Below are 13,375 nucleotides of genomic sequence, written 5' to 3' on the forward strand. Positions count from 1 at the left end.
GACACCTCATGACCGGCGGCGAGTTCGCCGGACGCATAGCCCTGGTCACCGGCGGCGCGGGAAGCGTCGGCCGGGTCGTCGTGGAACGGCTCGCCGAGCGCGGCGCGACCGTCCTGCTGAACTGCTTCCACTCGTACGACTCCGCCAAGGAACAGGCCCGTGCCCTCGTCGGCCGCGGTCTCGACGTACGCGTGGTGCGGGCATCCGTGGCCCGCCCCGCGCAGGTCGAGCGGATGTTCGCGGAGATCGGCGACGAACACGGCCGGCTCGACATCCTGGTCAACAACGCGGCCGCCGGATCCTTCGTCCCCTTCGACGAGATCACCGAGGAACTGCTCGACCGCACGTACACCACCAACGTCAAGGGCCCTCTGTGGTGCGCCCGTTACGCGCGCCCGCTGCTCGCCGCGTCCGGCGGGCGGGGTGGGGCGATCGTCAACGTCTCCTCGCTGGGAGCGACGACCACACCCGCCAACTACCTGCCGGTGGGCGTGTCCAAGGCCGCACTGGAGGCCCTGACCCGCTACCTCGCCGCGGAACTCGCCGAGGACCGGATCCGGGTGAACGCCGCCTCGTGCGGCCTCATCGACAACCCGGTGGGCCAGATGTTCCCGGCCTTCACGGACGTCCGGGCGAACACGGTCGCGGCGACGCCCCTGGCGCGCCTCGGCCGCCCGGAGGATCTCGCGGAGGTCGTGCTGTTCCTCAGCTCGGAACGCTCGGGCTGGGTGACCGGCCAGACGGTCCTGGCGGACGGCGGGCTGACGCTGCTGCGTTCCGCGATGTCCCCGACGCGGGAGCCGGCGGAGGAGGCTTCCACCTCGGAGACGGAGACGGTGTCGCCGCCGCTGGACAGCCCGAAGGTGTCGGCGGCCCACGGGAGTTCGGACACGGCGACGGCCGGGGAAGCATCGCTGTCTCCGGCGGAGGCTCCCGCCGGCCGGGGCCCGGGCCGCACGACGGCCGACACCACTCCTGCCCGCCGCCCGGCGACCCGCCCCACCACCGTGCCCGAACTCGACGACGAGGAGTTCCTGCCCGCCGGGGAAACCGCCGTCTGCGGTGATGTGCTCCTCCCGGACACGGCCGCACCGGCCGACTCCCCCGGACCGTCAGCCGCCGACGACGCCGACCCCGCCGACCCCGCCGACGATCCCATCGCGGTCGTCGGCATGGGCATGGCCGTCCCCGGAGCGTCCTCCCCGGAGGAGTTCTGGCGGCTCCTGATCGACGGCGCGGAGCTCTTCGTCGACGCCCCCGCCGACCGGTGGGACATCGCACGGTTCCATCACGACGACCGCCGCGCGCCCGACAAGACCTACCAGCGGCGCTCGGGCTTCATCACCGGATTCCAGCCGCACGAGAAGCTCCGGGCGGAGGGCCTCGCCGACGCCGGGCTCGACCACACCGCGCTCTGGCTGCGGCACAGCCTCCACCAGGCCCTCGACGGCGTACGCCGGACATCGGCGGACCGGTTCTCCTTCTGTGTCGGCTACACACCCGACGGCAGCCAGCACCTGGAAGAGGCCTTCGTTCTGCGTTCCGCGCTGGACACCCTCGCCGAGGACGGCGACGACGCCCTCGAAGGCCCCGTCGGGGACGCTCTGCGGCGGCGGTTCAGCCGCGGCGACGACCCCTCCGCCGCGTATCTCCCCCACCGCGTCGGCCAGGACGCCATGGACGGCATCCTCCCGTCCGGCACCCGGCTGCACATGGTGGACACCGCCTGCTCGTCCTCGCTCTACGCGATGGACCTCGGCGTGCGCGATCTGCTCTCCGGGCAGAGCGACATCGCCGTGTGCGGCGGTTCCTTCGCGCTGGCTCCGAGCGGCTCGATCCTGTTCGCCAAGCTCAACGGGCTCTCCGCGGGCGGCGCCGTGCGCGCGCTGGACGCCGGCGCGGACGGTGCGCTGTTCTCGGACGGCGCCGGGCTCGTCGTGCTCAAGCGGCTCTCGCGCGCCCGCGCCGACGGCGACCAGGTCCTGGGCATCGTCTCGGCGATCGGTCTGTCGGCGGACGGCCGCGGTAAGGCCATCTACGCACCGGCCCCCGCCGGCCAGGAGCTCGCCGTGGAGCGGGCGTTCGGCCGCAGCGGCCTCGGGCCGGACGACGTGGACTGGATCGTGGCGCACGCCACCGGCACCCCGGCGGGCGACGAGGCGGAGTTCACCAGCCTCGCCCAGCGCTACTCGGGCAGCCGCACCACGCTGGTGACCTCCAACAAGTCCCTGGTCGGGCACTGCGGTTGGGCCGCCGGTGTCGTGTCGGTGATCCACACCCTGCTGGCGCTGCGCCACGACACGATCCCCGCCCAGTACCGCTTCGAGCGGCTGCCGGACGCGCTCGCCGGGCAGGGGGACGGCCTCACGGTGCCGGAGCAGCCGGTGCCCTGGCCCGCCGACGCCGGCCGCCCCCGCCGTGCCGCGGTGTCGGGCTTCGGCTTCGGCGGCACCAACGCCCACATGATCATCTCCGAGGACCACCGGAGCACCCGCTCCGGGCACCCGGCGGCGCTTCCCGCGCCGCTCGGCGAGGACCTGGTCGTGGTCGGCTGGTCGTCCCAGATGCCGGGCAGCCCCGAGGCCGACGAGGTCGCGGCCTGGGCGGCGAACGGCGGGTCCGGCGAGGACTTCGAGCCGTCGTTCGGGCCGGCGTACCCCGTACCGCCGTTCCAGGAACTGCGGATGCCGCCGCCCACCGCGCGGACCACCGACCGCACCCAGCTGATGATGGTCCGCTGCATGCAGCGGCTCGACGAGCGGGTGCGCGAGCTGTGCCTCCGCCATCACCGGACAACCGGGGTGGTGGTCGGCCACACCGGCGCCACCCGCAACGCCCTGCTCTACAAGACCCGCGCCTATCTCGACGAGATCGGCCACGCGGTGGCCGGGGCGGGCGAGCCGGCCACCACGGCCAAGTTCCTCCAGCGCCTGGAGGAACGGGCCACCGGTCTGATCGCCGCACCGACCGAGGACTCGTTCCCCGGCGAGATGCCCAATGTCATCGCGGCCCGGCTGTCGAACTACTTCGACCTGCGGGGACTCAACATCACGGTCGACGCGGGCGAGGCATCGCTCCTGGAGGCGTTCGACGTGGCCGGCTCGTACCTGGACTTCCAGGAGATCGACGTCGCGCTCGTGGCGGGCGTCAACGGCACGGCGCTGCCCGGGTGGAACGACACCGCGGGCCGCCGGGCCGCCGAGGGCGCCTTCCTCTTCGTCGTGACCCGCAGGTCCCTCGCCGAGGAGGCCGGCCTGCCCGTGCTGGCCGTCATCGAAAGGAGCGTGGCAGCGTGACCGCCCCGCGCCAGGGTTCCACCACCCTGCTGGGCGCCGAGGGCGCCCGCGAACTGATCGCGTTCCTCACGGCGTCCGGGCCCGTCCGGACACCGTCGGGCGGGACCGCGGTGATCGAACGCGCCGTCCAGGAGGGCGGCCCGGCCCACCGGCTGCGCCTGCGCCACCCGGACGCGCCGCGCACGACGGCCGAACCGGCACCACGCCCGACCACCGCGCAGACACCTCGTACGACCGCCGAGCCCGCATCACGCAAACCGGCCCCGCGCCCGACCGCCGCGCCGACACCTCGTACGACCATCGAGCCCGCATCACGCAAGACCGCCGAACCGGCACCACGCCCGACCACCGACCGGGCACCGCGCCCTGCCACCGGACCCGCGCCGGCCGCACCGCCCGAGCCGGCATCCACCGAGCAGGCACCTCCGGCCGCACCTCATCTCCTCGACCGGCATGTCCTGCGGCTCGCACCCGCGGCGCGTCCCGCACCCGGCGGCGGACCCGTCCCACCACTCTTCCCGCCCGCCACCGTCGTGCTGGCCGACCGTCACACCACCCTGGGCGCACGCGACCTCCGCCCCGGCAGCACCGCGCTGACACCTCTTCAGGACGAGAGCGTCGAGGCCACCGTCCTGCGCGTACGGCCCCGGCATGTGCGCGTCCTGGTCGACCTGTCGCAGGAGGATCCGCTCGCCGGGCCGTCCGAGCAGCTGCTCCGGCTGCACGACGCGGTGTTCCGTACGGCCAAGGCCTGCGCCGAACTGCCCGAACGGCCCGAGTCGTTCGCCGTCGTCGTCCTCGGCGGCATCGACGCGTCCCGGGTGCCGCATCCCTGCACCGGTCTGTTCACCGGGTTCGTCAAGAGCCTGGCACTCGAATGGCCCGCGTCCTCGGTGGTGGCCGTGGTCCACGACGCCACCGAGCTGACGGCGGCCGAGACGGACGCCGCAGCCGAGACCCTGGCCGAACAGATGCTGCCCGTCGTCTCGTTCGCGGGCGGCACCCGGCTCCTGTGGCAGGCCGTGCCCGAGCCGGGAGCCGTCCGGGCTTCCGCAGCGCCGACCGGGTACACCGTCGTCGCGGCCGGCGGCGGCCGCGGTATCGGCGCCGAGCTGCTCACCGCGCTGGCGCGCCGCGACCGGCCCCGGCTCCATGTCATCGGCTCCACCCGGCTCGACGGGGTGACGGCGGAGGACGCCCGGCTGACCCGCAAGGACTTCATCCGAGCGCGCAGCACGGGGCAGGACCGGCTCACCGTGAAGGAGGCGAACGCCGCCTTCGACCGGCTGTCCGCCGCCGTCGAGGTGCAGGCCAATCTGCGCGCCCTGGAGGACATCTGCGGTTCGGACAGGGTCACGTACCACGTCTGCGATCTCCGTGACCCCGACGCCGTGAACGCGGTCGTCGGGCGGATCACGGCGTCCGAGGCGGACGGCGTCGATCTGCTGCTCGACATCGCCGGCACCAACCGTGCCGCGTCGGTGGACCAGAAGAGCCTGGACGACTTCCGTACCGTCCGCGATCTGAAGGTCCGCAGCTACGCCAACCTCAAGTCCGCGTTCGGCGACCGGCAGCCGCGCCGCTGGTGCAACTTCGGCTCCTTCGTCGGCTTCACCGGCCAGACCGGGGAGACCGACTACGGAGCGGCGAACGACTACTTCAACACCGCCGCCCTGCACAGTGCCTCCCGCGGGCTGAGCGAGTTCACCATCGGCTGGACGCTGTGGCGGGACGTGGGCCTCGGGTCGACCCCGATCATGCGCACCTTCCTCGCGAAGAGCGCGCAGTTCACCGCCATGCCCACGCCGGAGGGGATCGACCACTTCCTGCACGAACTCGACCAGGCGCACCAGAGCCCGGTCACCGTGCTGTTCGGCGAACCCGAGCGGGCCGCCATCGAGGCGGCCGTGCCCGGCTATCTGGAGTTCTGCCGGACCGGGCCGGCACCCGCCGTGCCCGCGGCCGCCACGGCTCCCGCCCTGCCGGACTTCTTCGTCGACGACATCGTCGACCGCGGCCCCGACCGGCTCACCGTGGTCCGCACCTTCAACCAGGAGCGGGACGCCTATCTCCACGACCACGTGGTCAACGGCTATCCCACCCTGCCCGGCACCTTCGTCCCCGAACTCGCCGCACAGGCCGCGATGCACCTGGTGCCCGGCCGCGTCCCGGCCGTCCTGGAGGACATCCGGCTCGACTCGTTCCTGCGCGTCTACCGGCCGGGCCGCGACGAGACCAAGCGCATCACCGCACGTCTCGTCACCCACGGCCCCACCGAAAGCATCGTCGACATCGAGGTGACGGGCGACGTGCTGGCCCCGAACGGGCGGCTGCTGGTCAAGGACCGCCGTCACTTCTCGGCGCGCGTACGGCTGCGGGACGAACCGGTCGCGGCGCCGCGCTGGGACCACTGGGACGACCAGGGCGCCGAGCCCATGGCCGACCCGTACCACCTGCCCAACCCGGCCGTCCTGCTGAGCGGTGTGTTCGTCTCCACCGGCGACACCCGCACCCATCCTCACGGCAGGCGCGCCCGCTACACGCCCGACCGGCCCGGCATCGAGCGCTGGTTCTCCGGACTCGTCGTGCCCTCCGTGCTGCTGGACGGCCTGGCGCGGGTCTCCGTGCTCGACCGCAGCGACGGCGACTGGACCCCGTTGGCCGTCCCCCGCACCATCCGCCGCATCGATCTCTACGGCGGCCACACCGATGCCACGCTCGCCGCGGCCGGCACCCGGGTCGAGCTCTACTCACTGCCCTCGCGTCTCGACCTGGAGAGCGAGGAGGACAACCGGGCCGTGGCGGTCACCGCGGCCGGAGACGTCGTCCTGCAGATCAAGGACATGACCGGTGTCGTACTCGGCCATGTGAACCAGTCGACCGGCGAGTACCGCGAACGCCGGCGCCCTGCCGAGGAGGCAACATCGTGACCGAGGCACACGAGCGGACGACCGCCGCACCGCCGGCACCCGAGGGCGTCTGCCCCGTGACCGGCGCCCGCGCGAAGCCGGTCGAGGGACCGACGAGCTTCCCGCTGTCCTCGCCCGTCATCTCCACCGTGGCGTACGCGTCCGACCCTCCGGGGTACTCGCTGCGCGCCCAGCAGAACCACGGCACCGTGGTGAAGCTGCCGATCCTGCCGCACAATCCGACCGTGCAGCTCTCCGCGCCGGACGCCATCCGGCGGGTGCTCCAGGGCAACGCCGACAACTATGCGCGCGGCGCGTACTACGAGGCGTTCGAGCTGTTCATGGGCCAGGGGCTGCTCACCCTCGACGACGGCGACTGGCGCGGCCACCGCAAGGTCGTCAACCCCGCCTTCACCCCGAACGCGATCGCCGCCCGTGGCGCGCAGAGCGACGAGGCCGTCGCCGACCTGCTCGACCGCTGGGCCGAACACGCCCGTGCGGGGCGGCCGTTCGACCTCTTCACCGAGTCCATGAAGCTGACCTGCCGGGTGATGGGTCTGGCGCTGGTGGGCAAGGACCTGTCCCAGGACGGCGGGGAGTTCGCACAGGCGGTCTCGGTCGCGCTGGAGGCGATCTTCAAGAACGTCGGCTCGCTGGACAAGGCGATCCCGTCGTTCGTCCCGACCCCCTACCGCCGCCGTGTGGCACGCGCCCGGCGCACCCTGGAGAAGGTCGTCGCCGAGGCCGCTCAGAACGTCGATCTCGGCGTCGGCGGCGAAGTCGCCACGCTCATCCGGGAGTCGGACCTTCCCGAGGACGCCCTCTGGGCCGACCTCGTCACGCTGTTCCTGGCGGGCGTCGAGACGACGGCGCTCTCCCTGTCCTGGACGCTCTACGAGGTGGCGCGGGACGCGGGTGTACGGGAGCGGCTGGAGGAGGAGACGGACCGGCTGCTGCGCGGCCGTATGCCCACCGCGCGCGACCTGTCCGAGCTCACCTACGCGGGCATGGTCGTCGACGAGGGACTGCGGATGCATCCCCCGGTCTGGCAGTTCACCCGTGAGGCGATCGGGGACGACGTCCTCGCCGGCCATCACATCCCCGCGGGGACGCCCCTGCTCGTGTCCGTGTACGGGGCGCACTACAACCCCGAGCAGTGGGAGGACCCGGAGCGCTTCGACCCGGAGCGGTTCCGGCCCGGTGCGTCGCCGACCCAGGACCGTTCGGCGTATCTGCCCTTCGGCGGCGGACGGCGTCAGTGCATCGGCAAGCGGATGGGTCTTGCGCTGCTCCAGCAGACGGTGGCGGCGGTGTCCGGCAGGTTCCGGCTCTCGCTCGCCCGTGACGCGGCCCGCGAGGGTGCGTTCATCACGCTGTTCCCCAAGGGCGGCATCCAGGTGAAGGCCGAGGAGCGCCACCGATGACGACCACCAGCGCCGGGCCGGCGACGGCCCGGACGAGCACCGGGTCCGCGCCCGCCACGGCCCGGACAACCACCGCCGCGCCCACCACGGCCCGGACGACCACCGCCGCGCCCACCACGGCCCGGACGACCACCGCCGCCCCGGCCATGGCCCGGACGACCACCGCCGCCCCGGCCATGGATCAGTGGCCGGCGGTCCGGCCGCACCTCTCCTCGTTCGACCCGGACGCCTTCGTGCGTCCGGTCGACCGGTTCGTCTGGGAGCCGGTCCCCGTTCCGCACACCGGCCCCGCGCCGGACCGTCCGCTGGCCGGCCGCCGGCTGCTGCTCGTCGGCGAGTCGGCCGCACTGGTGTCCGCCGTGGCCGCCGAACTCGGCGGGCGCGGCGCGCTGGTCGTGCGGTCCGATCCCGGCACGCCGCTGCGCGCGGACGGCTGGGACGGCATCGTCGATCTCAATGTGATGGGCGAGACGTACGAACTGGGTGACACCGGCTGGCAGTCGGCGCTCACCCGCACCACCGAGGCGATCCGCGCCGCCTATCGGCGCTGGGCCGACGAGCCGCGCTTCGGGCGCCATGTCTATCTCGCCCTGACCCGGCTCGGCGGGCTCTCGGGCCACGGCGACGGCGAGGTGCCGCAGCCGCTGGGCGGCATCTGGGCCGGTCTCGCGAAGTGCCTGCCGCGTGAACTGCCCGCCGCCGGCATCGTCGTGGTCGATCTGGACCGCGCGGACGCCGGCGCGATCGCGGACGCGGTCGAGCGGGAGTACGTACGGCCCGATCAGTTCGAGGTCGGGTACCGCGACGGGGTGCGTCATGTGCTCGCGGGCCGTCCCGCCCCCGCGTGCCCGCCCGGCGGGACTCCGCCGGGCCCCGGTGACACCGTGCTGATCACCGGTGGTGCGCGCGGTGTCGGGTTCGCGGCGGCCCGCGCGTTCGCCGAGTCCTTCGGCTGCCGTGTCGTCGTCACGGGCCGCGGAGAGCGCCCGGAGACGAGTGAGGTGAACGATCTCGACGACGAGGAGTTCACCGTCTGGCGCCGCCGTCGGATGTCCGGCGCGCGCACCCCGCAGGACCTCGCCGCCGCCCGGGGCGACATCCGCCGCGCGGACGAGAACCGTACGGTGCACCGCAACCTCGCGCAGGCGGCGGCCGACGGGCTGCGCGTCGACTATCTGCGCTGCGACTGCACGGACGCGGAGCAGGTCGAGCGGGCCTTCGCCGCACTCGGCGACGGTCCGCAGTTCGTGGTCCACAACGCCGGCATCGACGATCCCGCCCGCTTCGACCGCAAGTCGGCCGAGTCCGTGGTGCGGACGGTCGACGTGAAGGTCACCGGCTTCGCGAACCTGGTGGCGGCGATCCTCGCGCGTCCCGAACGGCGCGCCCGGCTGCGTCTGTTGAGCAATGTCGGCTCGCTCGCGGGCCGGATGGGCGGCATGGTCGGCCAGATCGACTACGCCGCGGGAAACGAGGCGCTCGCCCGGCTCGGCTTCTGGGCGCGCGACAACCTCGGACTGCCCGTGCAGACGCTGTGCTGGCCGACCTGGGAACGGCTCGGGGTCATCGCGAACTACTCCGCCGCCGTCCGCTACGTCTCCACGCTCGACCCCGGCGAGGGCGCCCGCCGCTGGGTGGCGGAACTCGCCTCCGGCCACACCGACGAGGCCGTGTTCCTGGGCCGGATCGGGGCCGTACTGGCGCCGGGTCAGCTGCGCGGCTTCGGCATGCTGACCGGTCACCCGGATCTGCCGCGGCTGCACTCGCTGGACCATCACCTCGGCGAGGTGGAGGAGTACGAGATCTTCCGGTCCCTGCGCACCACCCGGACCTGGGACGCCGATCGGCATCCGTGTCTGTCGGAGGTCCGGGTCGACGGCGCCCCGGCCGTCCCGGTCGGTGTGGTCGTGGAGCACGCGGTCGCGGCCGGCGACTGGGTGGTCCCGGAGGGCTGGCCGCTGCTGCACCTGCGGGAGTTGCGCGGGCTGCGTGTACGGCTGGAGGGGCTGCGGTTCACCGGCGGTTCCCTCACCCTGCACCGCGAGGCCCGCGGCGCTCACCGGGACGGCGAATGGTGCGTGGACGTCACGGTCCGCGACCCCGCCGGGGCCGTCATCGCGAGCGTCACCCTCGTCTACGGTCCCGAGCCGGCCGGGCATCCCCCGGTGCGCACCGAGCGGTCGTCGCTCGGGCAGGCGACCGGGGCGGGCAGGCTGAGCTGGGCCGGTGTGGTGTTCCGCGAGGCCCGGCCGGAGCCCGGCGACGAGGGGCTGCTGGCTCTCGATCCGGTCCTGCCGGCCGATCTGTGGACCGTGCCCTTCCCGCCGGAGCCCACCCTCGCCCCGGCGGCGATCGAGACGATCGTGCGCGAGACGGACCGCCGCTGGGACCGTACGTCGGCGGGCGTCCTGACGGTCGGGCGGCTGGTGCTGAGCCCGGGGGCCCAGCGGGTCGACGAGCTGCGGGCCGGTGCCGCGCCGGGCCAGTGGACGGGGGTGCGCGCGGGGGTCGGCGTGCTCCTGGCGGAGGACGTCGGCCTCACGGACTGATGCGCCGGCCCGGCGGGTGGGTGACGCCGGGCGGGCAGCGCGCCGCGGCGGGACGGCCCCGTGCCGTCTCAGCCGCGGCGCCAGCCGCTGACGACGGCGCGCAGGGTGGCTTCGTAGGCGTCGCCGATGTCGAGCCCCGGTGGCTCGTTCCCGGAAAGCTCCAGGGACACCAGTCCATGGGCCGCGCCCCAGCAGGACAGGGCGATCACATCGGGCGAGCCGTCCTTGAACTGGCCGGCCGCCTGTCCTCTCACCACCGCGTCGACGAGCGGCTGGATGGTCTCGCCGACCTCGTTCCTGCGCTCCGGCGTCGGTTCGTAGTCGACCGTGCGGTCGGCGAACATGATCGCGTACAGGTGAGGGTTCGCCAGTGCGTACTCGCGATAGGCCTTGCCGAGCCGGATGACGTCGGCCGCGGGGTCGTCGGACGAGTCGACCGTGGCCAGGCGCGCGACGAACAGTCTGGCCGCCTCCCGGTACAGGCTGTCGAGCAGCCCGGCCTTGTTTCCGAACAGCGAATACACCGCTGTGGTCGACGTCTTCACATCGGCGGCGAGCCGCCGCAGGCTCAGGGCCGCGGTGCCCCGGTCGAAGACCGTGGCGGCAGCGCGGTTGATGAGCTTGAGACGGAGTGCTTCGTCATGAGTCTTGAGCCGGGCCATGCGTCAAATGTATCGCAACACCGTTATACGAGCCGGTGGACAGCAGCCCAAGAGCTCGCTCACTGACATGGCGCTGACATCGCCCAAAAATCTTGCACACTGTCTAAGTGTGACATTACCCCAGGTCAAAGCATGTGAACACCGACTCACCCCCACCCCGATGCACCCCGCTTCGCCGGGACAGCCATTGATAACGCTGTTACTGTTGCCGTAGCTTCGAAGCATGGCAAGCGGAACGTGCGGAACGATCTAGGGAGTTGGGATGTTCGAGGGGTTGGGGCGGTTCATCCACCGGGGGCGCAAGCCCCTGCTGATCCTCACACTGGTGTTCGCCGTGCTCTCCGGGGTGTACGGCGTCGGCGTCTTCGGCGACATGAAACCCGGCGGATTCGAGGACCCGAAGTCGGAGAGCCGCAAGGCGGCCCTCCTTGCCGAGAAGGCGTTCCCGCAGCGCGCACCCGATGCGGTCGTCGTCTACCGCAGCGATGACAGGACGGTCGACGACCCGGCGTTCCAGAAGGCCGTCGTCGGCAAGATCTCGTCGCTGCCGAAGTCGGTCGTCACCGGGTCGGCGCACTTCTGGATGACCAAGATGCCCTCGCAGGTGAGCCGGGACCGGCACGCGACGTACGTCGCGATGAACCTGCACGGCAGCGATGACAACACCAAGGAAGAGTCCTACAAGAAGATCAAGGACAAGCTGGACGTCGCCGGGTTCGAGACCCTGCGCGGCGGCCCCGTCCCCACCGGCCACCAGGCCGGCGAGGAGATCGGCAAGGATCTCGGCGCCGCCGAGGGCTTCTCGTTCCCCATCCTCTTCCTGCTGCTGGTGGTCGTCTTCGGCGGACTGGCCGCGGCGAGCCTGCCGCTGCTCGTCGGCGGACTCTCGATCATCGGCTCCATGGCGGTCCTGAGGGTCATCGCCCAGTTCACCGACGTCTCGGTGTTCGCGATGAGTCTCGTGACGATCCTGGGCCTGGCGGTCGCCATCGACTACGGCCTGCTGATCGTGAGCCGCTACCGCGAGGAGCTGCAGGCCGGCCGCACCGGCGCCGACGCCCTCGCGCGGACGGTCGCCACCGCCGGACGGACCGTCGTGGTCTCCGGCATCACGGTCGCGGTCGCCCTGTTCGGCATGACCTTCTTCCCGTTCGCCTTCCTCAAGTCCATGGCGTACGGCGGTGTGGCCGCGGTCGTCCTGTCCGTCTTCTTCTCGATCATCGCCCTGCCCGCCGCACTGGCCGTCATGGGCCCGAAGGTCAACTCCCTCTCCCTGCGCCGCAAGAAGCGGACCGCGGCCCCCAAGGCCTCGGACGAGGGCGCCTGGTTCCGGCTGGCCCACGGCCTGATGCGCCGTCCGGTCGCCGTCGCGGTCGTCACCCTGGGCGTCCTGCTCGCCCTGGCGATTCCGTTCCTGCGGATCGAGTTCGGCGCCAACGACGCCCGCCAGCTGCCGAACACGGCCGAGGGCCGGCAGGTCCACAACATCATGGAGAAGGACTTCGAGGGCGACGGCATCAAGTCCATCGACTCGCTGCTGAAGCTCTCCGGCCCCGCACAGTCGCCGGAGCAGGGCGCGGCCCTCCAGGCGTACGCCGACAAGCTCGCCAAGGTGCCCGGCGCCAAGGGCGCCCAGATCAGCGGCGCCGAGGGCACCTCGGCCCGTGTCTCCGTCACCTTCGACGGGGTGGCCGTCTCGCCCGAGGCCCGCGACCTGGTGAACGATCTGCGCGAGGTACCGGTGCCGGACGGCGCCACCGCGTACTTCGGCGGTGAGACCGCGGTGTTCGACGACACGCTGGACGCACTCGCGGACACGCTGCCGTGGATGCTGCTCTACATCGCGGTCGCGACCTACATCCTGCTGTTCCTGGCCTTCGGTTCGGTGCTGCTGCCGCTGAAGGCGATCGCGATGAACCTGCTGTCCCTGTCGGCCACGTTCGGCATCCTCGTCTGGATCTTCCAGGACGGGCACCTGGCCGACCTGATCGGCTTCGACCCGACAGGCAACATCGAACCCAATATGCCGATCATGCTGTTCGCGCTGATCTTCGGACTGTCCATGGACTACGAGGTGTTCCTCGTGTCCCGGATCCGGGAGCAGTACGACACGCTCGGCGACCCGACCGCCGCGGTGGCGACGGGCCTGCAGAGCATCGGCAAGCTGATCGCCAGCGCCGCGCTGCTGATGTGCGTCCCGCTCGCGGCGATGGCGACCAGTGGTGTGCTGACCATGACCCTGTTCGGTGTGGGCATGGTGATCGCCATCCTGCTCGACGTGGCGGTGGTCCGGATCCTGCTGGTGCCGGCCGTCATGAAGCTGATGGGCCGCGCCAGTTGGTGGGCTCCCGGCCCGCTCCAGAAGCTGTACGCCCGCTACGGCATCAAGGAGGGCGACGCGGCCCTCGACGACGCCTCCAAGGAGCGTGTCCCCGTAGCGGGCTGACACGTTCACCCCCTCGACCGGGTGAAGTGCCGCAGTCGGCGGCGGCACTTCACCCGACACCACCACCCACTCTGCACTTGACGCACCGA

At 72.3% G+C, this 13,375-nt stretch carries 6 protein-coding genes; 5 read left to right on the forward strand and 1 reads right to left on the reverse strand.

Annotated elements, in window-relative coordinates; genetic code table 11:
• The first annotated feature begins 8 nt into the window (after positions 1 to 8).
• The 4 genes from OHA05_RS10630 to OHA05_RS10645 are packed head-to-tail and all read left to right on the forward strand — an operon-like array spanning position 9 to position 10,178.
• On the forward strand, positions 9 to 3,296 hold the full coding sequence (locus OHA05_RS10630) for an SDR family oxidoreductase (RefSeq protein ID WP_328860416.1): 3,288 nt from the start codon (positions 9 to 11) through the stop codon (positions 3,294 to 3,296).
• Positions 3,293 to 6,226, forward strand: coding sequence for a KR domain-containing protein (locus tag OHA05_RS10635; protein ID WP_328860417.1), 2,934 nt, complete (start codon positions 3,293 to 3,295; stop codon positions 6,224 to 6,226). The genes OHA05_RS10630 and OHA05_RS10635 overlap by 4 nt, the downstream gene beginning before the upstream one ends.
• The gene (locus OHA05_RS10640; RefSeq protein ID WP_328860418.1) at positions 6,223 to 7,629 is read left to right on the forward strand and encodes a cytochrome P450; all 1,407 of its coding nucleotides are present in this window, start codon (positions 6,223 to 6,225) and stop codon (positions 7,627 to 7,629) included. The genes OHA05_RS10635 and OHA05_RS10640 overlap by 4 nt, the downstream gene beginning before the upstream one ends.
• Complete coding sequence (locus OHA05_RS10645; RefSeq protein WP_328860419.1) at positions 7,626 to 10,178, forward strand: SDR family NAD(P)-dependent oxidoreductase; 2,553 nt, start codon at positions 7,626 to 7,628, stop codon at positions 10,176 to 10,178. Before OHA05_RS10640 ends, OHA05_RS10645 begins: the two co-directional genes overlap by 4 nt.
• A 68-nt stretch (positions 10,179 to 10,246) precedes the next feature.
• On the opposite strand, the gene OHA05_RS10650 is transcribed toward OHA05_RS10645, so the two are convergent.
• Entirely contained in the window at positions 10,247 to 10,840 is a 594-nt protein-coding gene (locus tag OHA05_RS10650) for a TetR/AcrR family transcriptional regulator (protein WP_313946573.1), read from the reverse strand.
• Positions 10,841 to 11,102: 262 nt separating this feature from the next.
• Here OHA05_RS10650 and OHA05_RS10655 point away from each other — a divergent pair, with 262 nt between their 5' ends.
• Entirely contained in the window at positions 11,103 to 13,286 is a 2,184-nt protein-coding gene (locus OHA05_RS10655; protein WP_313946572.1) for an MMPL family transporter, read from the forward strand.
• Positions 13,287 to 13,375 lie beyond the last annotated feature (89 nt).

It is taken from the genome of Streptomyces sp. NBC_00306 (genome assembly GCF_036169555.1).
Classification (GTDB): Bacteria; Actinomycetota; Actinomycetes; order Streptomycetales; family Streptomycetaceae; genus Streptomyces; species Streptomyces achmelvichensis.